At 61.6% G+C, this 22296-nt stretch carries 29 protein-coding genes and 1 other RNA gene; 14 read left to right on the top strand and 16 right to left on the bottom strand.

Features of this window, described 5'->3' with window-relative positions; translation table 11 throughout:
* The first annotated feature begins 10 nt into the window (after positions 1 to 10).
* From QQ658_RS09490 to QQ658_RS09500, 3 genes are all read left to right on the top strand, one after another.
* Positions 11 to 901: a DUF2510 domain-containing protein gene (locus QQ658_RS09490; protein ID WP_286024620.1), complete on the top strand. Its 891-nt coding sequence runs from the start codon at positions 11 to 13 to the stop codon at positions 899 to 901.
* A gap of 36 nt (positions 902 to 937) precedes the next feature.
* Positions 938 to 1828, top strand: a complete 891-nt coding sequence (gene map / locus QQ658_RS09495) for a type I methionyl aminopeptidase (RefSeq protein ID WP_286027086.1) — start codon at positions 938 to 940, stop codon at positions 1826 to 1828.
* A gap of 153 nt (positions 1829 to 1981) precedes the next feature.
* Complete coding sequence (locus QQ658_RS09500; protein ID WP_286024621.1) at positions 1982 to 2812, top strand: hypothetical protein; 831 nt, start codon at positions 1982 to 1984, stop codon at positions 2810 to 2812.
* 9 nt (positions 2813 to 2821) lie between these two features.
* Here the strand turns inward: QQ658_RS09500 and QQ658_RS09505 are convergent, their stop codons facing one another.
* Positions 2822 to 2989: a hypothetical protein gene (locus QQ658_RS09505; RefSeq protein WP_286024622.1), complete on the bottom strand. Its 168-nt coding sequence runs from the start codon at positions 2987 to 2989 to the stop codon at positions 2822 to 2824.
* Between the two features lie 105 nt (positions 2990 to 3094).
* Between QQ658_RS09505 and QQ658_RS09510 the strand changes: the two genes are divergently transcribed.
* Genes QQ658_RS09510 through QQ658_RS09525 form a run of 4 tightly spaced genes read left to right on the top strand, consistent with a single transcriptional unit; the run spans position 3095 to position 5216 of the window.
* Positions 3095 to 3649, top strand: a complete 555-nt coding sequence (locus tag QQ658_RS09510) for an MFS transporter (RefSeq protein ID WP_353057918.1) — start codon at positions 3095 to 3097, stop codon at positions 3647 to 3649.
* Positions 3646 to 4002, top strand: coding sequence for an MFS transporter (locus QQ658_RS09515; RefSeq protein WP_286024623.1), 357 nt, complete (start codon positions 3646 to 3648; stop codon positions 4000 to 4002). Before QQ658_RS09510 ends, QQ658_RS09515 begins: the two co-directional genes overlap by 4 nt.
* 2 nt (positions 4003 to 4004) lie before the next feature.
* The gene (locus tag QQ658_RS09520; protein WP_286024624.1) at positions 4005 to 4376 is read left to right on the top strand and encodes an enolase-like domain-containing protein; all 372 of its coding nucleotides are present in this window, start codon (positions 4005 to 4007) and stop codon (positions 4374 to 4376) included.
* Between the two features lie 3 nt (positions 4377 to 4379).
* Positions 4380 to 5216 (top strand): enolase C-terminal domain-like protein, encoded by an 837-nt coding sequence (locus QQ658_RS09525; RefSeq protein WP_286024625.1) that lies wholly within the window; start codon positions 4380 to 4382, stop codon positions 5214 to 5216.
* A gap of 117 nt (positions 5217 to 5333) precedes the next feature.
* Here QQ658_RS09525 and QQ658_RS09530 read toward each other — a convergent pair whose 3' ends face one another.
* Positions 5334 to 5981: a TIGR01906 family membrane protein gene (locus tag QQ658_RS09530; RefSeq protein WP_286024626.1), complete on the bottom strand. Its 648-nt coding sequence runs from the start codon at positions 5979 to 5981 to the stop codon at positions 5334 to 5336.
* A gap of 203 nt (positions 5982 to 6184) precedes the next feature.
* Here QQ658_RS09530 and QQ658_RS09535 point away from each other — a divergent pair, with 203 nt between their 5' ends.
* From QQ658_RS09535 to QQ658_RS09550, 4 genes are all read left to right on the top strand, one after another.
* The gene (locus QQ658_RS09535) at positions 6185 to 6463 is read left to right on the top strand and encodes a type II toxin-antitoxin system RelE/ParE family toxin (protein ID WP_286024627.1); all 279 of its coding nucleotides are present in this window, start codon (positions 6185 to 6187) and stop codon (positions 6461 to 6463) included.
* A gap of 12 nt (positions 6464 to 6475) precedes the next feature.
* The gene (locus tag QQ658_RS09540) at positions 6476 to 6760 is read left to right on the top strand and encodes a HigA family addiction module antitoxin (RefSeq protein ID WP_286024628.1); all 285 of its coding nucleotides are present in this window, start codon (positions 6476 to 6478) and stop codon (positions 6758 to 6760) included.
* A 49-nt stretch (positions 6761 to 6809) separates the two neighbouring features.
* Positions 6810 to 7358 carry a YbaK/EbsC family protein gene (locus QQ658_RS09545; RefSeq protein ID WP_286024629.1) on the top strand — a complete coding sequence of 183 codons (549 nt, stop codon included), beginning with the start codon at positions 6810 to 6812 and terminating at the stop codon, positions 7356 to 7358.
* A 178-nt stretch (positions 7359 to 7536) separates the two neighbouring features.
* The gene (locus QQ658_RS09550) at positions 7537 to 8823 is read left to right on the top strand and encodes a galactokinase (protein WP_286024630.1); all 1287 of its coding nucleotides are present in this window, start codon (positions 7537 to 7539) and stop codon (positions 8821 to 8823) included.
* A gap of 36 nt (positions 8824 to 8859) precedes the next feature.
* Here the strand turns inward: QQ658_RS09550 and QQ658_RS09555 are convergent, their stop codons facing one another.
* A complete protein-coding gene (locus QQ658_RS09555; protein WP_286024631.1) occupies positions 8860 to 9231 on the bottom strand; it encodes a hypothetical protein in 372 nt (123 codons plus the stop codon).
* 5 nt (positions 9232 to 9236) lie between these two features.
* Complete coding sequence (locus tag QQ658_RS09560; RefSeq protein ID WP_286024632.1) at positions 9237 to 9425, bottom strand: hypothetical protein; 189 nt, start codon at positions 9423 to 9425, stop codon at positions 9237 to 9239.
* Between the two features lie 318 nt (positions 9426 to 9743).
* Between QQ658_RS09560 and QQ658_RS09565 the strand changes: the two genes are divergently transcribed.
* Complete coding sequence (locus QQ658_RS09565) at positions 9744 to 9935, top strand: hypothetical protein (protein WP_286024633.1); 192 nt, start codon at positions 9744 to 9746, stop codon at positions 9933 to 9935.
* 156 nt (positions 9936 to 10091) lie between these two features.
* On the opposite strand, the gene QQ658_RS09570 is transcribed toward QQ658_RS09565, so the two are convergent.
* The 10 genes from QQ658_RS09570 to QQ658_RS09615 all read right to left on the bottom strand — a co-directional run bounded on the left by QQ658_RS09570 (position 10092) and on the right by QQ658_RS09615 (position 17600).
* Complete coding sequence (locus tag QQ658_RS09570; RefSeq protein WP_286024247.1) at positions 10092 to 10421, bottom strand: hypothetical protein; 330 nt, start codon at positions 10419 to 10421, stop codon at positions 10092 to 10094.
* Between the two features lie 2 nt (positions 10422 to 10423).
* Positions 10424 to 11290, bottom strand: a complete 867-nt coding sequence (locus tag QQ658_RS09575) for a phage major capsid protein (RefSeq protein ID WP_286024634.1) — start codon at positions 11288 to 11290, stop codon at positions 10424 to 10426.
* 128 nt (positions 11291 to 11418) lie between these two features.
* A complete protein-coding gene (locus QQ658_RS09580; RefSeq protein ID WP_286024249.1) occupies positions 11419 to 11733 on the bottom strand; it encodes a hypothetical protein in 315 nt (104 codons plus the stop codon).
* 4 nt (positions 11734 to 11737) lie between these two features.
* Positions 11738 to 11893 carry a hypothetical protein gene (locus QQ658_RS09585; protein ID WP_286024250.1) on the bottom strand — a complete coding sequence of 52 codons (156 nt, stop codon included), beginning with the start codon at positions 11891 to 11893 and terminating at the stop codon, positions 11738 to 11740.
* On the bottom strand, positions 11890 to 12402 hold the full coding sequence (locus QQ658_RS09590; RefSeq protein WP_286024635.1) for a hypothetical protein: 513 nt from the start codon (positions 12400 to 12402) through the stop codon (positions 11890 to 11892). The genes QQ658_RS09585 and QQ658_RS09590 overlap by 4 nt, the downstream gene beginning before the upstream one ends.
* Complete coding sequence (locus QQ658_RS09595) at positions 12395 to 13681, bottom strand: phage portal protein (RefSeq protein ID WP_286024252.1); 1287 nt, start codon at positions 13679 to 13681, stop codon at positions 12395 to 12397. The genes QQ658_RS09590 and QQ658_RS09595 overlap by 8 nt, the downstream gene beginning before the upstream one ends.
* A gap of 11 nt (positions 13682 to 13692) precedes the next feature.
* Positions 13693 to 15156, bottom strand: a complete 1464-nt coding sequence (locus tag QQ658_RS09600; protein ID WP_286024636.1) for a terminase large subunit domain-containing protein — start codon at positions 15154 to 15156, stop codon at positions 13693 to 13695.
* Between the two features lie 406 nt (positions 15157 to 15562).
* Positions 15563 to 16939 (bottom strand): DUF3631 domain-containing protein, encoded by a 1377-nt coding sequence (locus QQ658_RS09605; RefSeq protein WP_286027088.1) that lies wholly within the window; start codon positions 16937 to 16939, stop codon positions 15563 to 15565.
* 5 nt (positions 16940 to 16944) lie between these two features.
* Positions 16945 to 17163, bottom strand: coding sequence for a hypothetical protein (locus QQ658_RS09610; protein WP_286024637.1), 219 nt, complete (start codon positions 17161 to 17163; stop codon positions 16945 to 16947).
* A gap of 221 nt (positions 17164 to 17384) precedes the next feature.
* Positions 17385 to 17600, bottom strand: a complete 216-nt coding sequence (locus tag QQ658_RS09615; RefSeq protein ID WP_286024638.1) for a helix-turn-helix transcriptional regulator — start codon at positions 17598 to 17600, stop codon at positions 17385 to 17387.
* A gap of 80 nt (positions 17601 to 17680) precedes the next feature.
* Between QQ658_RS09615 and QQ658_RS09620 the strand changes: the two genes are divergently transcribed.
* Entirely contained in the window at positions 17681 to 18247 is a 567-nt protein-coding gene (locus QQ658_RS09620) for a helix-turn-helix domain-containing protein (RefSeq protein WP_286024639.1), read from the top strand.
* Positions 18135 to 19394, top strand: coding sequence for a tyrosine-type recombinase/integrase (locus QQ658_RS09625; RefSeq protein ID WP_286024640.1), 1260 nt, complete (start codon positions 18135 to 18137; stop codon positions 19392 to 19394). The genes QQ658_RS09620 and QQ658_RS09625 overlap by 113 nt, the downstream gene beginning before the upstream one ends.
* A gap of 28 nt (positions 19395 to 19422) precedes the next feature.
* Here the strand turns inward: QQ658_RS09625 and rnpB are convergent.
* An RNA gene (rnpB, locus tag QQ658_RS09630) (RNase P RNA component class A) lies at positions 19423 to 19833 on the bottom strand.
* 186 nt (positions 19834 to 20019) lie between these two features.
* Positions 20020 to 21879, bottom strand: coding sequence for an ABC transporter ATP-binding protein (locus tag QQ658_RS09635; RefSeq protein ID WP_286024641.1), 1860 nt, complete (start codon positions 21877 to 21879; stop codon positions 20020 to 20022).
* Positions 21880 to 22296: the final 417 nt, after the last annotated feature.

The following is a 22296-nucleotide window of genomic DNA, read 5'->3' on the forward strand; positions in this document are numbered from 1 at the left end:
ACTGCGTGACATGTCTATGCCTGGTTGGTACCCCGATCCTGCTGGCAGTCAGGGCCGTTTCCGCTACTGGAACGGCTCTGCATGGTCCAATGAGACGACCGCTAACCCGGCAGACCCGGCACCTGGCAACGGCGGAGGTTCCCGCGATCCGGCCTCCCCTGGTAGCCGCAGCAAGACACCGCTACTGATCGGCGGCGCGGTCATCGTCGTGGCCCTGCTCATCGTCGCATGGTTCATTTTCGGCAATAACGGCCCCGGCGGCGGGTTCGGCGGCAATGTTCCCGAAGACACGAACTCGGCGGCACCGACCGTGAGCGGCTGGGACGAGACCTCCAAGCCGACACCTCCACCGACCGACAATGCCAGCACTATCGCCTGCCCCGTGACACTCAACGACGATGACACCAGCCAAGGCAGCGACGGCCGGATCCACGGCGGCGGAATCTCGGTGGAGAAGATTTCCGGCTGGTCGAACAGCGGAATGTACTTGCAGTGGGTGTCAGACCTGCACAGCCAGATGGATACGGTGCGGCCCGGATGGATGAGCAATATCGCGGTGGGCCAGCTCAACTACGAGGACGGCTTCGACAGCCCCGAGATCGCCGCCCGGCAATCCATGGAATGCTATGCGTCGTCCGGCTACTACGAGAACTTCACCGAACGCGTCGACCTGAAGAACGAGGCCACCACCGTTGACGGCCACGACGCCTGGTGGATGCAGTCCGAAGTACGCATCTCTTCGCCGGACATGCCCGAGATCGAGGGCGATGTCGTCGACATCATCGTGATCGATCTTGGTGATCCCGCCCGGATGGGTATCTACTTCACCTCGGTGACCATCGGCGACGATGTCCGCCAGCAACTGGTGGACGCGTCCACGGCGTCGCTTCGAGTCGAGTGAATCACGGCGCCTAGAATCGTGGGCGTGAGTGAACCGATGAAACCCTACCCAGTCAGCCCGATGCGTCATGTGCCTTCAAACGTGCAAAAGCCGCCCTACGCCGGGGAGATGACAGCGGAGCACTACACCGGTTCACATGTGCAATCCCCCGAGATCATCGAGAAGATGAAGAAAGCCGGACGAATCGCCGCCGACTCGATCCTGGTCGCCGCATCCGAGATTCGTCCGGGTGTGACCACCGAGCATCTGGACGCCGTCGCCCACGAATACCTCTGTGACTTGGGCGCCTATCCCGCATCCTTGGATTACCGGGGATTCCCGAAGAGCATCTGTACCTCGGTCAACGAGGTCATCTGCCACGGCATCCCCGATGCGCGTCCGCTGCAGGACGGCGATCTGATCAAGATCGATTCGACTGCCTTTATCGATGGCGTGCACGGCGACAACTGCGCGACCTTCTATGTCGGCGATGTCTCCGACGAGGCGAAGAAGCTCAGCGAGCGCACCCGTGAGGCCATGTACCGCGGCATCAAGGCCGTCAAGCCTGGACGTCCGTTGTCGGTGATCGGCCGGGTCATCGAGGCCTACGCAAAGCGCTTCGGCTACGGCGTGGTGCGTGAGTACACCGGACACGGCGTCCACACAGCCTTCCATTCGGGGCTGATCGTGCTGCACTACGACGAACCGATGCTCAATACGACCATGCTGCCCGGCATGACCTTCACCATCGAACCAATGCTCACCCTGGGTAGCGCTCGCACGGAGCAGTGGGACGACGGCTGGACCGTCGTCACCCAGGACAAGTCGTGGGTGGCCCAGTTCGAGCAGACACTGGTGGTCACCGATACCGGTTCAGAAATCCTGACGGTGCCCAGCAGCGGCGAGTTGATCGTGGGCGGTGAGATTCCGGAGCGTCCGGCGGCCTAGATCTGGCCAGTCGGCATCGTGATGAACGGTCTGGGCGCAAACCACAACCGCGGTGTCGAGCGACCCGCAGATGGTCGTGGCCCGGATGCTCGCGCCGACGCTGTCTCTGTCGCCGCGACTGAGCGGGACGATGCCGATTGCCCCGGACACGACTTGTCTGCCGCAGATCGGCCATCGGGCAAGGGTCGATCCACCAGGTCACGGTGGCTGAGGCGGCTCATCGCGCTCGGCGTCGTCGTCTTCTTGGTTGCCAATGTGGCGGTCAATCCGTGGTGCGCCAAGATCCGTTCTCTCGCCCTGATGTCGGGCTATGACTGGGTTTACGAACGTGATTCGGTCCCCCACGACACCGGAATTCGCGCCGATATGCCGTTGGACGGCACGGAGTTGTATCCGCTGATGGTCACTTTCAATGATGATGCCGGAATGTCGCAGTGGTTGGGTGAGGACGTGCGATTCACGGTGGATTTCACCTTCGCAGATTTCGAACCGTGGCGCGGTTATTCAGGCATCTACGACCCCGAGAATCCGCTCTACGGCGCTTATGTGGGCAGCTATTATGTGCAAGGTCTCGGGCGAGAACTGACCGACGACGAAGTCACGAAGATCGCCGAATTCGATCAGCGGCGGTTGGCTTTACCCGCGCTCGGCCTGGGATATTCGGACAATGAATTCACGGTGTTAACGTCCGAATCGGCGCCAGTTGAATTCAGCGGACACGATTGGACGAACTACCAGGCGTCCATCGTGACGAATTGCCCTGCGCACTCCCCCGATGGTTTCCAGATCTCTCACCTGCAATTCGGGGGGCCTCCGGCAAGCTCGGAACAGTACCCCTTGTGTCAAATGTCGGCGCAGATCGATGTCGGGTACTTCCCCGATCAGGACCTCACGATCGGGCTCTACGTGCTTTCCACCAGCGCCGATACCACGTCTACGCTACGCGGACTGACCTCGCTGCGCACCCAGATCGTCCGGCGGTGACCCGGAACCTCACTTGCTCTTTCGCTGGTCTCGCTCCCGTAGATACCGAGTGAAGTTGGTGCGGTTCCCGATCATGTAGCTGGCCACCAGCTCCTCGGGTGTCACAGAAATCTGCCGAGTGAGATACCGGTAGACCAACGTATGCGAGTCGTCGGGATCGTCCATGTGATGCACCATTTCTGAACTTTTCTCGTCGGAATCGAACATGAATTTGTTCAGCTCTTTGAAGTACTTGAAGTACTGGTCTCTAAAGATATTGATGATAAGACCGTCGCCGAATGGGTGCCGTTGCGTGAGCGCGCGTTGGCCTCCGGCCTGTTCGATACCGGCGGTGCCGTCGGTGCGGCGATCGTCTATCCGATCGTCGCCGGCATCATCGCACTGTCGGGATGGCGAACCTTGTTCCTGGTCTGCGGTGTGGTCGGCATCATCTGGGCATTGCTGTGGATCTGGCTCTACCGTCGTCCGCAGCAGCACCCGCGCATCGGCAAGGCCGAACTCGACATGCTCAATGTGGATCAAGCACGTAACCACCCGGGCGAAGCCGCCTACTCGCTGTGGGCGATGCTGAGCAGCGGCAAGGTCTGGGGCCTGATCCTCGCCTTCCTCACCCGTGGCTTCTCGCAGAGCTTCTTCATGACCTGGCTGCCGACCTTCCTGGCCACGGTCTACGGCTTCACCTTGCTGCAAACCGGAACCCTCGCGGCTATCCCGATCGTGTGCGGTGTCGTTGGTAACCTGCTCGGCGGGTTCTTCACCGATGGCTGGTCAAGATCGGCAAGTCGCTCGGTTTCTCCCGCAAGCTCACCATTACGCTGGGCGTGCTCTCGGCCATGACCATGGCTCCGGCTGCCTTCATCGATAACGGGTACTTCGCCTTGGCCATGCTGGCCTTCGCCAACTTCGGCACCCAGTTCGCGTCCGGCGCCATGTGGGCGCTGCCCGCGGACCTCGCACCGAACGAGGCTTCGGTCGGCCGCCTCGCAGGCATCCAGAACTGTGCGCTGTGGGCCGGATCGTTCATCAGCCCGATGTTCGTCGGATTCGTCGTGGACGCCGCCGGCGGCAACTTCACTATCCCGCTCATCGTCGGTGGCCTGATGGGCATTGTCACGATCTTCGCCATCACCGTACTGGTCGGAAAGGTAGCGCCCATCAAACTCAATGATCGTTTCAAGGTGTCGGAGTGATAGTGAACAACGAAATCCTGAGAGCGCCCTGGGATGCCCGGGACTCGTCACCGAAGATCACCGCTGTCGACTGCTTCATCACCGCCCCCGAAGGGGTCAATCTGGTGGTCGTCAAGGTGTCGACCGACGACCCAGAGATCTACGGTTTGGGCTGTGCGACGTTTGCCTATCGTGCGAGCGCTGTCGCCTGCGTCGTGCGCGACTATCTGGCGCCACGGTTGATCGGACGACCCGTCCGTAGCGTCACCGACACCTATGCGTCGATGCAGGTCGGCCCCTACTGGCGTGGTGGCCCGATCGAGAACAGCGCCATCAGCGGGGTCGACATGGCGCTGTGGGATATCAAGGGCAAGCTGTGCGGCGAGCCCGTCTGATCATTGATAGGTGGCCAGGTTCACGAATATCTGCCGACCCATCTGTCGGTTTTCGCGAGCTCGTTGGACGACCTCGTCCGCAAGGTCGGCGTGCGGGTGTCGCAGGGATTCACCAAGTTCCGGGCGATGGTCGAGGGGCCCGACTTCGGGCATCCGAAGCTGACCGCGAAGCAGTTCGCGTCCAGTACCGCAGAGATCTTGACCACTCTCACCGCCGCGTACGGCGATGAGTTGGGGTTCACCGTCGACGTGCATGGACGCTACGAGCCGCAGGAGCTCTTCCATATCGCGCAGGCTCTCGAACCCTTCAACCTGGTGTATCTCGAAGATCCGTTTCCGCCCGAGCACCTCGACTGGCTGCCGCTGCTGCGCTCGAAGACCGCCCAGCCGATCGCGATCGGTGAGGTCTTCACCCTTCCCGAGCAGTATCAAAAGGCGCTCGCCGATCACAGCATCGATGTGGTTCGCAGCCATTTATCGATGATCGGCGGCTTTACTCCGGGTTTGAAGCTCGCCCACGTGGCCGAGTATTTCGGCTCGCAGGTGACCTTCCATGGGCCGACTGATCTGAGCCCCGTCGGGCATGCCGCGAATATCGCGATCGAGCTGGCCAGCCCGAATGTTCGCGTCCATGAGCATCATCAGCCCGCGGAGCAGACACAGCGGATCTTCCCCGGCGCGCCGATCGCCGAGGCCGGACGCATCTATCCATGGATGAAGCCGGGCTGGGGAGTTGACTTCATTCCTGAAGAGGCCGCCAAGTATCCGGCGCTGCCCGATGAGGCGTTGTCGTCCTTGGAAGGGCACCGCTCATACGACGGAGTCGTTGCCCGCCCGTAGCGCTGTTCGGTGCCGGGGCCATCGACCCCATTGATGGCGGGAGCAATTCGGCTGTGCCGGGTTACTCCCGCCATCCTCCAGTTGGCTGGACACCCAGCTCGCGGTGACGGAACGAGATCAAGCAGCAGCGCGGTCTGCCTTGGCCCGTGACCGGGCCTTGCGTCCGCAGATGATCGCGGCGACGCTGAGCACGATCATGACGGTCAAGATCGCGAATGCATTGCGCATGAACAGCGACTCGGGCAGATAGTTGATGATGGGGTCGGTCTTCGGATCGAAGATCCAAAGGTCATTGCTGAAGAAGATCTCGTGGAAGGCCACGAAGGCCTTGTCGAAGTCGATGAGCAGCGGAGTCGCGATCACCAATGGCGTCGCCAACGTGAGGATCCCGCCCGCCGTCAGGAACCCGGACGCATGGTGCCTGCGCCACAACCAGATCCCGATCATGACGGCCACCACGAGGCAGATCAACCCACCCTGAACGAACACTTGGAAGATGTCTTTCGCGTCGGCGAAGTGCTGGCGTCCCGAATCGGACATCGGCAAGGTCTCTAATTGCAGCTCGCTCACCCACGGGAAAAGGCTGAAATGCACCACCCGGTCATAGTTGGCCTGCATTTCGGCATTGGTGAGTTGATAGTTGTTGACCGCACCTGCAGAAAACCAGCGGTAGCTGAAGGTTGACGCAAGCACCACTGCCACAGAATTGCCGAGGATGGCGCCGGCCACAGCGATTGAGGCCAGTACGCTCGCGACTCTCTTCATAGACGTTGACCCTAGCGCCCACCGGCAATTCGCGAGTTGCTGGTGGGCATCAGCGGCACGCCACACGACCTTGGTCGCGAGGCGCTGGCGTTCGAGGGCGTCCTCAATCTCGCCAAACATTCTTTCAGCTGTGCAGTTAGCTTCGGACACGGCATGAGTCGCCGATCGCTTCCATTTTGTATCGCGACGAGATACAGTCAATTATGATCGTTAGCTTTCGACACAAGGGCCTTGAGGCGCTGTATCGAAGTGGTTCGAAGAAGGGAGTGCAGAGCGACCATGTACCGAAACTCACTCGCATACTCTCACTGCTTGATGTCGCACAACAGCCGTCCGATCTCGATCTACCTGGTTTTCGGTTGCATGAGCTAAAGGGCGATCTGGCAAGGCACTGGTCCGTGAGGGTCAACGGGAAGTGGCGCGTAACGTTCAAATTTGTCGGTCAGGATGTGGAACTCGTCGACTATCGCGATTATCACTGAAGGAGGAGTGAGATGGTTATGCGGAACCCGGTGCATCCCGGCGCGATTCTTCGTGAGGATGTGCTTCCAGAACTCGGACTTACCGTTAACGAGGCCGCTGCACGGCTGGGTATTTCGCGTGTAGCTCTTAGTCGCGTACTGCATGAACATGCCCGCATCTCGTCAAACCTGGCAGTGCGACTCGAAGAAGCGGGCGTGGGTACGGCTCACGTGTGGCTCGCATTGCAGTCGGCATATGATTTGGCAACCGAGCGTGCGGCCGGTGTGCCCAAGGTGCGTCGCCTTGATGCTGCCTGAGTCTGATACGTCGAACCTTCGTCGCCATCCGCGTGGCACGCTGGAGACCATGCGTAATCCGATCTTCGGCAAACTTGATCCCCTTCCCGCGCTCGAACACCCCGAGTTGCTGGCGCCGTCGACTTTCGCCGCGGTGCAGCAGTATGTGCCGGATGCGCTGGTCGCGCAGATCGATCCGGCATTGAGCGATACCGAGGTGATGTGCGCTAACTACGGAGTGCCGTTGAGCGCGTCCGCAAATATTGTGCTTATCACCGGCAAACGCAACGGTGAGGTGCGCAAGGTCGCGTGCCAGGTGTTGGCAGATCAGCGGCTCGACATCAACCATTTCGTCCGGCAAACCCTGGGTGTGCGTAAGTGCTCGTTCGCGTCCATGGACGACGCGGTGGCGTCCTCGGGAATGCCATACGGCGCGATCACTCCGGTCGGGCTCCCGGATGACTGGCCGCTGTGGGTCGACGGCGCAGTCGCCGACACCGAATGGATCTGTATCGGCGCCGGAGTGCGGGAAGCCAAGCTGTTCTTGCCCGGAGCCGATCTGCTCAAGTTGCCCACCGCGATCCGCCAGGATGGCATGGCACAGTCGGCCTCTGCGTGAGGCGGCACTTCCCCGTTCGCGCGGATCGCGTGCACATGGAGTCAGCGGACGCCCCTGTGTTCGCGGGGTCGCCATTCCCGGCCCAGCTGATCAAACGATCACAGTGACCGTTGAGCACCAGGAATCGCCGAGTCTGGGCTAAGCTCCTGCTGACCATGCGAAGAGGCGAGGAACTCAGGTGAAACTTCCAGATCTCAAACGTGAGCTTGCGTTGGGCGAGTTCGATGATCAGATTCAGCACGTTTATGCAGGCGACCACTCCGAATTGGAGGAGTCCCGCATCAGATTCGCCAGACTGATCGCTCGTTTCGGATCCGTATTCGGCGCGGATGGCGAGGCCGCGCTTTTCTCTGCACCCGGACGCACCGAGATCGGCGGCAATCACACCGACCACCAGCACGGGCACGTGCTCGCCGGTGCCGTAAACCTCGACATGGCCGCCTGTGCCGGACGCAACGACTCGTCGGTTATCCGGATCTCTTCGGCGGGATTCCCCGACCTTGAAGTGGACACCGACGACCTTGAGCCGGACGAATCCGAGTACGGCAGCTCAACGGCACTGGTCCGCGGTATCTGCCGGGCCGCCGCCGATCGCGGATACCGGATCGCCGGTTGGAATGCCTGCATCACTTCCGATGTACCCGGCGGATCAGGGCTATCATCCTCGGCTGCCTACGAGATCTTGGTCGGCGTCATCGTCAACCATCTCTTCTGCAATGACGAGCTCACCGCGGTCGAGCTCGCCCAGGTCGGGCAGTATGCCGAGAATGTCTTTTTCGGAAAGCCCTCGGGCTTGATGGATCAGATGGCCAGCTCGCTCGGCAATGTCGTTCATATTGATTTCGGCGATCCGGCGGCGCCCGGCATCGAACCGGTCGACTTCGACATGGCCGCTTCGGGCCACGTGCTGTGCATCATCGATTCCGGCGCCGATCATGCCGACCTGACCGACGAATACGCGGCCATCGCCAATGAGATGCGGTCGGTGGCCGGGCATTTCGGCAAGCAGTTCTTGAACAAGGTCGACCCGGACGAGTTCTGGGCGGATCTAGCCGAGGTGAGAGCCGAGGCCGGGGATCGGGGCGTACTGCGGGCGGCGCATTTCTTCGCCGAAACCAAGCGCGCTCCCGAGCAGGCCGCTGCTCTGGCCGAAGGGCGATTCGACGACTTCTTGGCATTGGTACGTGCGTCGGGAATCTCGTCCGCCACCTTGTTGCAGAATCTCTTCGGCTGTTCTGATCCTGGTCAGCAGGCGGTCGGCGTATCCCTCGCACTCGCCGAGCACCTTCTTGATGGACGCGGGGCCGCCCGCGTCCACGGCGGAGGTTTCGCCGGCACGATCCAGGCCTGGGTACCGGCCGAGATGGCCGAAGACTTCCGTCAAGGCATGGACGCAGTACTCGGCGAGGGCAAATGCCAGATCGTCCGCATCCGCCCGGTCGGCGGCGCCGTCATCGCCGGCTGACGCTATACCTCGTGAACCGGGCCCTGAGGATATAGCTCAAGAAGCGCGCGCCAATTGGGAAACTCGTTGGACTGATAGACCCAGGACTTGCGCGGTGTCCCGCAAAGTCAATCCATCAGCGCGCATTTGTGCCACCGCGGCCCGGGAAGCAGCGGCCGCCGCCAAGTCCGCTTGTCTCGCAGCTTCTGATTTGGTTCGATAGTCCTCGGCCAATGCCGCATAATCGCGATCCGAAAGATCAACTGACACGTCAAAATCCGACTCGGGACGATCAGTCAGCAGAGAAGCGGCATCTTTGACCATGCCAGTGACTTCGTCCAAGCGTGCGGCCTGTGTATAAATGTCAAGTTCTGGCACGTGAATGGCCCACCATTTCCCATCGCGAACAACGCGAGCAGTAACCTTCATCGTCATCACTCCATCCCGAGTTGCTTGAAGATCCCTTTGGCAGTCAAATCGCTGATTTCACTGTGCCGAGCTACGACTGCCTGGCGCTCACCCAGCTTGACCTTCGTGTGATTCGCGCCTTCAGTTATGCGCAAGTCCTGATCTGTCCGACGAGCATAGGAGATGATTCGCTTCATCAGATCCCTGCGCTTCATCACTCGATTCTATAGGCATAGATCTCCGGCATCAAGACCCATAGAACCGGCAAGACTGAATACAGATGAGTCGGCCGTAAGCCGGGTTCTGAACGGTATCTATCAACCACCAGCGGAGACGCAATGAAAGGCCGCTTGACTAGGTACGTAACACTATTGACTATCTTTGTTGTGTTGGATTAAATACGGTGATTCTGCGGACTTCTTGCGGACTTGCGGACTTCTTGCGGACTGGAGACCGCGCAAGGCATGAGCACGAGAGCGATTGCGCCAGTGGCGGGCATCTCTCAACGCGGGGTGTCGAAGATTCAACAGAAGGTGAGAACCGAGTTCTCACCTGAACCCGACCCACTTGAATCGAACGACCGCAAGACCACAGGTGTAAAGACTCTTTACACCTCACCCGAACATCCCGAACCCGACCCGATCCCCGACGACCCGGCATCCGGGCCCGAAGTGATCGACTTCGAGACCGGAGAGGTTGTCGAGACCGAGCCGCGCAGGGCTTGAGTGTCGTCAGAGAGCTGCGCGTGCGTTACGCACGTGCCTTTTTCGGTGAAGCCAACGAAAAGACTCCCCGAAGGCCAGGAAACCTTCGGGGAGTCTTTCTAACGGCGCGTCCTGAGGTGAACGCATTGCCCGGCGCTCTGCCGGACATCTTTGGGGCTACAGCGCTTTGACGCGGTAGCGGTCGAGCACCTGGCGTTCGAGTAGGGTGAACCCGGCCCAGCCGGCGATGCTGTAGGAGCGTGGGCCTTCGGTCTCGCTGATTCTGAGGCCTGACGGGTTCTTGAGTACTCGTGCGGTGACCGAGTAGATCACTGCCCGGATTTCGTCGGCACACATGTCGTCGTCGAAGCCCTTGCCCCTGGTGTACGCCTTGGCCAGCGAGGTCACCAGGGGCAGGACTCCGGTCACGTCTTCGGTGTTGAACTCACCGTCCCCGGCCAGCCAGGCCAGGGCTTCGCCGGCAGCCGGGGCCTTCATCTCTGCCATGATCAGCGGGTGATGCCGGTCAGGGTGACGATCGCTTCAGGGTTCAGCGGTGCGGCGTCGTAGCGGGCCACCACGCGGATCGCCTGCTGGTCGTAGTCGGCGAACCGCTCGGTCAGGATCTTCACACTCGGGGCCATGTCGCGGGCCACGGCGATCTGAGAGAAGTCGACGAGAGCTGCGCGACCGGTCTCGGCGTCGTCCGGGATGCGGCTGGACACGACGACCGGGCATCCCCACAGCCGGAACACGCCGTCGGCGGTGGGATCGGCCTGCAGAAGGTACTGGTCGTTCTTGTCCTTGACCTTACGCAGCGCTACGAAGTCACCGGGGGTCAGCAGCCACTTGAGGCCGGCCATGTTGACGTTGGCGGCCAGGGCCAGGCCCCAGGCGGTCAAGAGTGCGTCGAGGCTCAACGCACCGCCCACAGCGAGGGTCTGCGTGCCGGTGTAGGCGAACAGGCCCTTGGGAGTCGTGACGCCGTCGCCGGCAGCCGACAGGAACTGCGCATCGAGCTTGGCTGCCACGTCGTTGACGAGCCGGTCCTTGATAGCTGCGTCCAGGCCGATGGCGGACTGGCGGGCCAGCTCGTTCGAGTAGCGGGTCAGCGTCTTGACGGACTTCATCGTGGACGGCATCAGGGTGACTTCGTCGAACTCGATGTCGCGCTCACCGATCTGTTCGTTCTCGCCGGTGAAGCCGAGCCCTTCGGCGGTCGCCGGCTGGTTCTTCGGGATGCGGATAGGTCCGGCGGTGTCGAAGATGCGCGGGCCTGCGGCGAGGAAGACGCTCTGCTCTTGCAGCGGCGCGATGAGGATCTTCTGGATTTGCTCGTACGTGAGTTCGGTTGCGGTAGTGGTGTCGACAGACATGAAAATAGCTCCTAGCGGGCTTGGTTTCGGTTGGAAACGTTCGCCCGCCAGGAGCTAAACGGGAGTGTCAGGGAGTGCCTGACTCCGTGGACCACATCTTCACTATATACCCCAGGAGGGTATGGCGGCTAGCTCTTACGTTCGATTGTCATGATCACCCCGCGGGTGTAGGCGTAGGGCTCGCCGATGATCTTCCACTTCTTGCCGTCGGGGTAGATCAGGTCCCAATCAGAGGGGATGATGGCCTCACCCCGCGGCAGTGAGAGCGTCCTCGTGTCGGTGGTCTGCACGGCTCCCTGCTCGTCCTCGTCGGTACTGTTGGGCCAGTCGGTGCAGCCCTCGATGGTCCGCTGGCGTGGCGGGTCGATCGGGTTGCCGTACTTGTCATACTCCTTGATTTCGGCCACGAGCGTGAACTCGAACTTGCGTCGCCATCTGCTCATCGGGTCACCACCTTTCCGGCAGCAGGGGCTTGCTCCGGCGCACACTGCGCGGCATCGGCGGCAGCGGAGGTAGCGGCTTGGGGTCTGGTGCATACTCCTTGGCGATGGTCTCCAGGGCGTCGGCGATACGGCGCAGCTCGATCAGAATGTAGTCGCTCATCGTGCACCTGCCCGAAGCATGGCGGCCAGGTCGACGTTCCCGCCGTCCGTCTGCTTGGCTCCCTGGCCGATGTCCCCGTGCGGCATCCGGGTCGCGTAGTGCGGGTGCTGGCTGATCAGCTCGTCGATGGCGGCGTCCAGCCTGCTGGGATCGTCCAGGATGGTCTCATCGAACGGCAGATCGTTCGGGTCGGCCAGCTTGCCTGTGGCGGCCACCCTGAGGGTGAACACCTCACGGGCCAGATCCTCGGCGCGCTTCGCCTTCACGCGGGCCTCAGCGGCTTCTTTGCGGATCTTCTCGACGTACTCCCGCGGGAAGGTATCGGCGTCGTCCTGCAATGCGTCGGTATTGCCGACGCCATCGGCCGGGTCGATGACCTCAGTACTGCTTAGGGTGTCGATCGAGCCGACACCCTCACTAGTAGTAAGGGATTGGCCATTGACGCCGTCAGTAGTGCTGACGCCATCGGTCCCGGTGGTGGTCGGATCTTCGGTCAGTTCGTCACTCATTGCTTGCTCCTGCCATCTGGTTGTTGATCTGGATAATTTCGTCGTTGCTGTAGCCGAGCTTGCGCAGGGCGTATTCACGGGGCAGCACACCTGCGGCCACGAGCTTCACGGCAGCGTCGGCGTCCTGTGCGACGCTGCGGGTGGCGGGGTCGGCCCACGAGATGCGGGCCTTGATCTCGGCGGGGTCTTGGCCGGTCCTGACGGCCACCATCAGCCGGGCGACTTGCTCCCAGCTCCGGCCGAATGCCGACTGCCTGGCCTCAACCCTCGCCGTCAGCGAGGCTTCGGACGCCCGCAAGGAATCGGCGCTGGCCGGCTGGTCACCGTAGGCACCCAGGTAGTGCGGCGGGAGTCCCGAGACAGCGGAGAGTTGGGCCTGCAGCACCCTGACGGCGGCTTCGTATCCGGCGAGGTCAGTGGCGTCGAGCTGGCCGAACTTCGAGGCGGGATCTTCGGCGAGCATCATCCGGTTGGTTTCGGGGAACGGGTTCACCGCGTGGGTTTCCCCGTCCTCGTCCTCGACCTCGATCGCCTCGATACCGGTCGCCCATCTGCGCGGGCGGCCGCTGTACTCGCTCGACACCATCAGATCGGCGAGCAGCTTGTTCAAACCGTCGGCCAACGGGATGATGTCGTCGAGTTCGGACGAGGGCCCGCTCAAGATACGATCCGAGCCCGAGAACGGGATCACCGGGACCACGCCGAACGCGTTGGGCACCACAGTGGTGGTCGTGAAGCCGCTAGTGGCTCCTACGGCGTCCGAGTGCAGTCGGATGATCTGGTCGGGCAAATACAGCACGGCCTCGGTGCCGGTGGGCTGGTCAGGTGCCCCGGCCGTCCAGCGCTTCACAGCAGCCACCACAGCCCTGGTCGCAGGATCTCGCTCGACGGCGACCTGGTGGGCGCTCTCCACAGTCACCAGCGGGGTCCCGACGGCATCGGCCCAGACGATCACGAAGGATTCACCGAGCACCAAGGCTTCGCGATGCACCACACCAGATGTTTGGTCCAGGTCGTTGGCCAGCCAGTCATTCCACAGCTGCGGCGCGGCCTGCCCATCGATCGTCAGCCCGGTGACCCGCAACCGCTCGGCCAGCGAGTGCACCGCGATACGCGGCACGTTCGAGGCCATGCGATTGAACCGGGTGCCGATAGCCTCCCGTGCCTCGGGCGTCAGGAACGCCAAGGGCTGCGTCCCGGCATAGTAGTTCTCAAGTGTCGCTCGTCGTGCCGCCCCGGCATCGAGCGCGGTCAGCATTCTTGTCAATTGATCCATCATCTTGTCTCCTTTTAGAAACTCATTGCCCGTCGGCGTTTCGGTTTATGCGTGGCTTTCCAGGTGGCTCGCGAGTGGCCCATAATCGCGGTCACAGCCAGGTCGATATGGCGGGCCGAACTCTTGTTCTCTTTCCGTATTCGGACCCCTCGCACGTCATCGGTCAGAATCGCGTTCCCGATATGGCGGGCAAGATCCGGCGTCCCGTCATGGCTAACTTCGTGGTTAAGGCAGGACTGCACGAAGTCGTTGGTCGCCGGAGTCATCCGCACCGCCGTTTGCGGGAACTCGGTCGTCGGTATTCCTTCCTCGGCGATCACCTGCAGCGTCCGCGCCCAGCGGTACGGGTCGGCGGTCAGCTCGATCACTTTGTACTGCTTGGCCAGCTCCCTGATACGGTCCTCCACCTCAAGGATCGGGACCCGGTAGTCGTCCTGGCCGGCGGGCGGCTCCCAGATGCCACCCAGGTTCATCAACGGGCTGGTCGACACCTGCGTAACCAGCAACGCGGTGGAATCCCCGTTGAACGAACCATCCAGGGACAGCACCACATCGGCGCCGTCCGGGATGATCTCACCGGTGGCCAGCTCAGCCCACAAACCAGCAGGCAGCAGCGATGCGTCATCCTGCTCGACCCACTCACCCAGACGCGCCCTACGGAACTCCGACTCTCTTGTCCGGGGTGGAAGCACCGACTTGAGATGCGGACGGCTCACAAGGTCATCCAGGCCCGGATTAGCCTGCGCCCAGCAGTGCTCGCAGTCCACCGGATGTCCGATGTCACCCGCATACTCGACAAGAGCCAAGTCGGGTTGCGGGTTCGCCCTGGCCTCCAGCACCAGATCGAGCATCGGCGAGGTCTCCCGCCAGCTCGGCGGCGAAGGCGTGCCAATCATCAGCATCTGCGATTCAGCCCGTTTGCCGGTCGAGTTCACCAGCGACTCGTAAGCGTCACGACGGCAGAAACCGATCTCGTCCATGATCGCCAGCGACGCGTCCTCACCCTCGATCCGGGCCGACTCACCAGGCAGAGCCAAGATCTGGGAATCGCTACCAGGCATGTAAATGCGGTCCTTGTAGACCTGGCAGCGCTCGCCCATATCCTCGTTCAGCTCGACCATCCTCGCCGCGATATGCAGCAGACGAGAACTCGACCGCTCGTCCTGAGCCACGATCACGACCCGCGCGCCCTCGATACCGCTCATAAACACGTGGAAGAGCCCCAAGGCGGCCACCAGAGTCGACTTACCCTGGCCACGAGGCAACGACCACAACGCCATACGCGGCCTCGGATCATCCAGCAAAGAGCCGGCCAACTCGATCTGCCAATCCCGCAGCTTCATCGGCTTACGCGCGCCCGTGCCCTTCGGGGTGACGACGTACTTCGAGCAGAAAAGAGCGAACTGACGAGCACCCTTCGACCTCGGGGACCACTCAAGCGGGGCCTCAACCGCAGAGCCCTTCGGACCCGCCTTCACGATTCATCCTCGGTGAGTGATTGAAAATGCGACTGCCGGACGCCCCGCCCGGAAGAGCCAATCGGGTTATCCCCCCTGGTATTCCTTTCACCACGAGCCGAACCACGACGGTTATTGCATTTCTGACAAACCACATCGACATCCTGCAATCGAATAGGCAACCCCAATTCATGCCTTTCCCACGCAATAGGCAAATGGTCACACGTCAGATTCTCCGTAGTCCCACAATCAGAACAGAACGGCTGCAAACGACGAGCACGCAAGCTGAGCTTGTTCCAGTTCGTGTCATACCCAGCAGCACGCGACGCTCGCCTCGGCCGATCAGACCGGTGCCTCACCGGATGCTCATCACAACGACCCGACGCGCACGGCACACCACACACGACGCACGGCGTCAACACGGCAGTCACGACGCATCACCACAGTTCGGGTGAATCGTCTGTCCCGGCTCGGCCACGATCATGGACTCGCCACAGACCGCGCAGATGTTCGGGAACAGATCTTGGTTCTGCTCCCCCCCGTGAGGTTTTTCATCCGGTACTTCCGGTACTCCGGTACCGCTGCCTTGATCTTCGGGTACCGGAGTACCGTCAGTACCGTCAGTAGAACCTGACGGGCGGGGCTCAAGGTATCGGTCCCATGCATCGGCGAAGTCTCGTGAGTCGTAGCCGCGATACTTGACCGAGTTCTCTTTGATCTGCTTCGGGCCGATCTGATACTTCCCCAATCGAAACGACAGCCCGCGCGCATTAAGCGGACCACCTTTCAGCCCAGACCACGGGGATTCCTCCATGCCATTTAGGCGATCGAGCAGATCATCGGTAGATAGCCGATCAACCTGCGCATCGGTGAATGCTTGCCGGGTATCACGCAGCAGCAGGACACCCAACGACGGCGCCTTCTCGTGAGACCTGGCCACCATGCGAGTAGCCGCACCACGAGCACGCTCGGGCCAGACGCCACCAGCCAGGTCAGCCACCGCCAGTAGCGCTTCCCACACGTCCGCGTCCCGGTCTTCCACACCCTCGGGCATCACCGGCCACGACTGGCCAGCATCACCGGCAACAGACTCAGCCCATCGCGCCAACTGCTTACGCAGCTCGACCACCGGCTTGCTCTCGGCGTCCCTGCCCCGCCACGGCGTTGGCTTCGGCTCCGATGACTTCCGGCGGCGCATCCGCACCACCACCGAGCGAGTCATGATCGTGTCCGGCAGATCATCGAGCCCAGCAAGGGCAACCGCAGAATACGCCGGCAATTCCTCGGTAAAGACTTCCTTGCCGCGCACCACGCAGCGACCGGCGATAGCACCCTTCCGATGGCCGGCGTTCAACAGACCGCGCAGCTCTTCGTTGTCCTTGGCCTTCGGCCCGAAGATCGTGTCGATCTCATCGAACAAGATCGTCGGCCGCGCATCCTGATCAGCCACCTTCCGGAACAGATACGCCGGGGTGGCATTCACCGCGTGCACGGGGTTGGGCACCAACGGTGCTGTGACCTCCAGAGCACGCGACTTCCCCGAACCAGGCTCAGGGCTCAAGAATGCGAGCCGTGGCGTCGAGTCCCAGCAGTTCATCAGCCAGGCATGCCCGATCCACAACACATGCGCCACCAGCTCGTCAGGACCCGGATAGATCACGAACCGCTTCAGATGCTCCTCAACGCCAGCCAGTACCTTCCAGCCGACCACCGGCTTACGGCTCGGTCTCGCCAACGGCCGCATATTCTCCGGCAACTCCCCCGGCAACACCTCCTTGCCGGGATCTCGATCGCTATCGAACATCGAGGTCACGCTGCCTCCTCAAGATCGAAGAACTCGGCCACCTCGGCGGACGACATCTGCGCTAACAGCCAGGCATGACGCCTGCACTCGGCAGCAGCCCCATCAGCGAAGGGAGTCCCGATCGATTCCAGTTGCTCGGCCCGTCGCAGCCAGTAGGCCGGCATGGCTTCGCGTAGTGCGTCGACCAGCACCGAGAGAGACAGCCGCTCGGCGAGGTCAGGCAAGTCTGCAAGCATCTGAACCGACGGCCGCGACGGGCCGACAGGTCGACCACGACCGTATTCATGAGCCCGGTCTGCTGATATGCTGGCCTCAGCTTCGTTAGCCAATTTGGTAGCCGTCCGGGACTCCACCCACGGGCGGCTACTTTCATTCCTGGCCCCTTCGGATTGGTCGTCAGCTCCGGTCGGCTGGTTCGAGATGCCCCCACAGGGGGCTAGCGAAGTCATGCTGCACTCCCTTTGGCGAACTGCTCATCGATCCACTGACGCACATCCGATTCGCGATACACCACGCGCCGACCGAGCTTCGCGGACTTCGGCCCGGTGCCCATATAGCGCCAATATCGAATCGTGGCCTCCGGCAACCCCGTAACCTCGGCAAGCTCCGGCGTCGATAGCAACTTCTCGAACTCTGGTTTGAATCCCAATCTGTCAGTCATGTCATCCCCCGCCCAACACACCGTTTAAGTGTTTCTACTTTGTACGATACTGACACTACACGCTGTTTGGTGTCAATCGCATGTACTTGTTTGGTGTGTTTGTTGCTAGAGTGCTGGCCATGGGAACGAAAGATGCTGAGATCGGCGCGGCGATCAGACGACTACGCGAGCTAAATGGGATCACTCAAGCCGAGCTGGCTAACGAACTCGGCTCGCGCGGCCTCGAAGGGTTTTATCCCCAAACCATCACAAAGATCGAAGCCGGCCAGCGAGCTTTGAAGTTTGAAGAGGCGCTGGACATAGCCGATGTACTTCATGTCACGCCCAACGCCCTTCGGCCCCAGCCAGAAAGTAGTTCCGCTAAGGAGCACCGAATTGTTCAAGACGTGCACGCTGCGATCTCGGCCGTGCACGCCCAGAAGGCGAGGTTTCAGGATCATGCGCAATCTCTGGACCAAGCAATTGAGGAAGTGCGTCGGGCGCTTAAGCGCGCCGATCACGCAGGAGTTGCTCTTAATGAAGAGCTAGCAGCAGATGCAATGGACACCATTTGCAAACAGCAGCCGGAAGCAGCATTGGGTGAATATCGGATGCTGGCGTCACTTTGGGGGGAATCTGACGATGACCAGCATCCAGAAGAGATCTGACGGCGTCTTCCGGGCAAGATACCGGGACGCTGCGGGCAAGGAGCACGCGCGTCACTTCAAGCTGAAGAAGGATGCTGTTCGGTGGCTGAACGAAGTAACCGCGTCGGTCGTGACCGGAATGTATGTCGATCCCGGCGCCGGCCGGATCACCTTCGAGGCCTACGCGGAGCAGTGGCGAGACTCGCAGGTCTGGCGTCCAAATACAGCTGACCAAGCCAAGACCTCGCTCAAGCGCGCCTACCCGTTGATTGGAGAAAGACCGCTCGACACGCTCAAACCCGCCGACATTCAGGGCATGGTTCGCCGGCTTTCCGAGACTCTCGCGCCAGCGACCATCGAGGTGACCTACGCCTACGTCGCCTCGGTCCTGAAAAACGCGGCAACGAACCGACGCATCGCGAAGACGCCATGCGACGGCATCAAACTGCCCGAAGTCGTCCACGAGCAGGTCGACCCGCTGACGATTCGTCAGGTAGAGGCGATTCGGGATGCACTGCCCGATCGGTTCAAGGCGATGGTGACGCTCTCGGCTGGAACGGGTATGCGCTTCGGCGAGGTGACAGGCCTTACCATCGATCGGATTCTCTTCCTCAAGCGCTTCATCAAGGTCGACCGACAGTGGTCAAAAGCGAAGAATGAGAAGGGAAACATCGTGGCAGGCTTCGGCCCGCCGAAGACGCCTTCGTCCAATCGCGAGATCCCGCTACCTGACTCGGTGGCCGTTGCCCTGTCTGCACACATCAAGACCTACGGAATCGGTGTGCACGACTTGGTCTTCGTCGGCGAGCGAGGCGCACCGTTGAGCCGAAAGAACTTTGCCAGAGCATGGCGCCGGGCTCTCTCCAAAGTGCGTGCGGCCGACGCTGACGCTATCGCCAAGTCCAAGCGCTCGGGAGGCGATTACGAACCGCTCAATCTTCCGAACGACATCACGTTCCACGATCTCCGTCACCACTATGCAAGCCTGCTGATCTTTGCCGGCCTAGACATCAAGACCGTGCAGGCCAACCTTGGACACAAGTCCGCACAGGAGACGCTGGACACCTACGCCCACCTTTGGCCGAACACCGAGGATCGCACGAGGCAGGCTGTCGACGCAGCGCTCAATCCTGCGGACTCTCGGCGGACCAACGCCCAAGAATCTTAGTATCGCACCTAGTCAGATCGAACGAGTAAGGATGAGTCGGCCGTAAGCCGGGTTCTGATCTCCCGAAGGAGTGGTGATCATCCATCTGCGACCACCATTGCTGGTGGCCTTCCGCTGGGCCTTTCGACCCAGCCGCGCGACCTACCCGGAAGCTTGGGCGGGCAGCCCTCAAACACTTCCGCAGACGCCCGTGGGCGTCCTCTTGGTCTTGCTCCAGGTGGGGTTTACCGTGCCGCGACTGTCGCCAGCCGCGCGGTGGTCTCTTACACACGCCGTTTCACCCTTACCCGGACCTCGTTCGCCGAAGCGAACCGGTATCTGGGCGGTCTGTTCTCTGTGGCACTGTCCCGCGGGTCACCCCGGGTGGGCGTTACCCACCACCTTGCCCTGTGGAGCCCGGACTTTCCTCAGCTTGCGCCGCGATCACCCGGCCGACTCATCCAGCAGCCCAGCTTATTCCCCCGGACGGCTATCGCCCTAACCCGGCCCCGCTGCCGCTCTGCCAGCCCTCACATCGTGTAGCTCCGGCGCCCATCATGGACCGCATCCGTACACAATGCGACGATGCGCGTGCTCTCCTTCTTTGCCTGCCCATATCGTGTAGATCCGGCGCCCATCATGGGCGCTATTCCGCCACGGCACTCGCCAAAGCTGACCGCGGCGATGCCGTCTGGATACCCATCGCATACTGACGTTCCATCTCAGCGTAGCGTCCGTCGAACTCGATCAGCTGTTCGTGGGTCCCTCGCTCCACGATTCGTCCATCTTCGAGCACCACGATCTCGTCGGCGTCGCGGATCGTGCCCAGCCGGTGCGCGATCGTCAAAGTCGTGCGTCCGTTCGCCAGGTGGTCGAGGGCCGCCTGCAACTCGTGCTCGGTACTGGTGTCCAGCGCACTGGTAGCTTCGTCAAGAACCAGGACGCGCGGGTTACGCAGCAGCGTCCGGGCCACGGCAACACGTTGCCGCTCTCCCCCGCTGAACCGGTGCCCACGGGCACCGACGAGAGTGTCCAGCCCGTCCGGAAGACCGCGGACCACATCGGCGATACGGGCCGCCTCCAGTGCACTCCACAGCTCGTCGTCGCCGGCGTCCGGTTTGGCCAGCAGCAGATTGCCGCGAAGCGAGTCATGCACCAGATAGGTCTCTTGGCTCACCACTCCGACAATGGACGCAAGCTGGTTTGGGTCGATGTCGCGCAGATCAATGCCATCAATCGTGACATGTCCGCTGGTCGGATCCGCCAACCGCGACAGCAAGGACGCGGCAGTCGACTTGCCCGAACCCGTCGAGCCGACCAGACCGACCGAATTGCCGGCCGGAATCTGCAGATCGAAGCCGGACAACGCCAGACGATCAGCGTCCGGATAGGCGTAGTCGACGTGCTCGTAACGGATCTCGCCGCGTATCTCCCCCGGGTCAACAGCCACCGGATCGCCAGGTGCCGGCACCTGAGGCACCAGGTCGAGGTACTCGAAGACACGACTGAGCAATGCCATGGACGCCACCCACTGCGCCCCGACGTTCAGCAAGCCCATGATCGGCCGGAAGATTTGCGACTGTAACGCCGTGAAGGCAACCACCGTACCGATCGTCAGGCCACCGGTGGCAGGACCGAAACCCGCAGCCAGATAGATGATCGCGGGCAATGCGGCGAAGATGATGTTCATCGTCGCCATCCGCCAGCGGCCGGCCAGCTGGGAGCGCATATCGAGATCGATCAGCTTGGTCGAGATCTGGGAGAACGAGTCGGTGCGCCGATCGGTGATACCGAGGGTCTTCGACAGCATCGCTCCACTGACCGAGAGCGCTTCGTCCACCTCACCGTGTAACTGCGACAACGCGCGCTGCCGGGCGTCGGTGATGTCGCGGCGCACCAGGGCGACCTTGCGGGTGCCCCAGATGGCCGGCGGCAGAATGATCAGGCTGATCAGACTCAGCCGCCAGTCGAGCGCGACCATGGCGATCGCCGTGGCCACCGCCGTCGTCAGGTTGGACGCGACAGAGGTCGCCGTCGTGGTGAGCACCGACTGCAAGCCGGAAATATCGTTGACCAGCCTCGACTGAATCTCTCCGGCGCGAGTCCGCTTGAAGAAATCGATCGACTGACGTTGCAGATTGGCGAAAACATCGACACGCAACGTGTGCATGACGCGTTCACCGATCGCACTGGCCAGCCAGGTTTGCCAGACACCGCCGATCGCGGTCACCACCGCAATACCGATCATGCCCGCAACCGCGAGCAGCAGCAGATGCGTGTCCCGGTTAGGCAGCGCATCATCAATCACCGCACGCAGCAAGAACGGCTGCCCCATGCTGATGGCGGCGATCGCCACGATGATGGCCACGAGCAGGATCAAACGCCACCGTTGCGACGCGAACAGCCTCGTGACTCGCTGCCAACTCACCGGCGCCTGCTGAAGCTGTGCCTTATCATCGGGATCGATCCGTCGCGGCCCATATACGGCGCCTCCATGGTTTGCCATGGCCGCTCACCTCCCTCCACCGTCGGCTGTGCGCTACCCGCTGCGGGGCCAACGAACAGCAGCGACTTCCCCATCCCTATCACTCGACATTCCTGTCATGACCCATCGAGGTCCCGAGGATGGATATCCAAATTCACTCATTACTGAGGTACAGTGATTAAGTAGTTACCTCAGCAATATTCAAGAGGTTACCTCAGCAGTTGGGTGCGCACAAGGACTGAGCCCAGCCGTTGAAGGCCGGACAACAGGAGGGCGACGGACATGTCCAGAGTTCCAACGGACATTGAGCCGAGATAGCGGACAAATGTTTTCCTCGTGCATCCCGTCAACCGGCTTCCATCATCACGAAAGCATATGCACGGCGGCATTCCTTGATCTGATAAATGACGGGGCCAACCGATGTGCGCGGCGCCCGGC

The sequence above is a fragment of the Propionimicrobium sp. PCR01-08-3 genome (genome assembly GCF_030286045.1).
In the GTDB taxonomy this organism is placed as follows: Bacteria; Actinomycetota; Actinomycetes; order Propionibacteriales; family Propionibacteriaceae; genus Brooklawnia.

Bases quoted from the DNA above. Each gene is read 5' to 3' on its own strand.
- QQ658_RS09490 (WP_286024620.1), top strand. From the start codon at position 11: ATGTCTATGCCTGGTTGGTACCCCGATCCTGCTGGCAGTCAGGGCCGT.
- map (WP_286027086.1), top strand. From the start codon at position 938: ATGAAACCCTACCCAGTCAGCCCGATGCGTCATGTGCCTTCAAACGTG.
- QQ658_RS09505 (WP_286024622.1), bottom strand. From the start codon at position 2,989: ATGGTGCATCACATGGACGATCCCGACGACTCGCATACGTTGGTCTAC.
- QQ658_RS09515 (WP_286024623.1), top strand. From the start codon at position 3,646: ATGACCATGGCTCCGGCTGCCTTCATCGATAACGGGTACTTCGCCTTG.
- QQ658_RS09530 (WP_286024626.1), bottom strand. From the start codon at position 5,981: ATGAAGAGAGTCGCGAGCGTACTGGCCTCAATCGCTGTGGCCGGCGCC.
- QQ658_RS09535 (WP_286024627.1), top strand. From the start codon at position 6,185: ATGATCGTTAGCTTTCGACACAAGGGCCTTGAGGCGCTGTATCGAAGT.
- QQ658_RS09540 (WP_286024628.1), top strand. From the start codon at position 6,476: ATGGTTATGCGGAACCCGGTGCATCCCGGCGCGATTCTTCGTGAGGAT.
- QQ658_RS09545 (WP_286024629.1), top strand. From the start codon at position 6,810: ATGCGTAATCCGATCTTCGGCAAACTTGATCCCCTTCCCGCGCTCGAA.
- QQ658_RS09555 (WP_286024631.1), bottom strand. From the start codon at position 9,231: ATGAAGGTTACTGCTCGCGTTGTTCGCGATGGGAAATGGTGGGCCATT.
- QQ658_RS09560 (WP_286024632.1), bottom strand. From the start codon at position 9,425: ATGAAGCGCAGGGATCTGATGAAGCGAATCATCTCCTATGCTCGTCGG.
- QQ658_RS09570 (WP_286024247.1), bottom strand. From the start codon at position 10,421: ATGGCAGAGATGAAGGCCCCGGCTGCCGGCGAAGCCCTGGCCTGGCTG.
- QQ658_RS09575 (WP_286024634.1), bottom strand. From the start codon at position 11,290: ATGTCTGTCGACACCACTACCGCAACCGAACTCACGTACGAGCAAATC.
- QQ658_RS09580 (WP_286024249.1), bottom strand. From the start codon at position 11,733: ATGAGCAGATGGCGACGCAAGTTCGAGTTCACGCTCGTGGCCGAAATC.
- QQ658_RS09585 (WP_286024250.1), bottom strand. From the start codon at position 11,893: ATGAGCGACTACATTCTGATCGAGCTGCGCCGTATCGCCGACGCCCTG.
- QQ658_RS09590 (WP_286024635.1), bottom strand. From the start codon at position 12,402: ATGAGTGACGAACTGACCGAAGATCCGACCACCACCGGGACCGATGGC.
- QQ658_RS09595 (WP_286024252.1), bottom strand. From the start codon at position 13,681: ATGATGGATCAATTGACAAGAATGCTGACCGCGCTCGATGCCGGGGCG.
- QQ658_RS09605 (WP_286027088.1), bottom strand. From the start codon at position 16,939: ATGTTCGATAGCGATCGAGATCCCGGCAAGGAGGTGTTGCCGGGGGAG.
- QQ658_RS09615 (WP_286024638.1), bottom strand. From the start codon at position 17,600: ATGACTGACAGATTGGGATTCAAACCAGAGTTCGAGAAGTTGCTATCG.
- QQ658_RS09620 (WP_286024639.1), top strand. From the start codon at position 17,681: ATGTACTTGTTTGGTGTGTTTGTTGCTAGAGTGCTGGCCATGGGAACG.
- QQ658_RS09625 (WP_286024640.1), top strand. From the start codon at position 18,135: ATGCAATGGACACCATTTGCAAACAGCAGCCGGAAGCAGCATTGGGTG.
- QQ658_RS09635 (WP_286024641.1), bottom strand. From the start codon at position 21,879: ATGGCAAACCATGGAGGCGCCGTATATGGGCCGCGACGGATCGATCCC.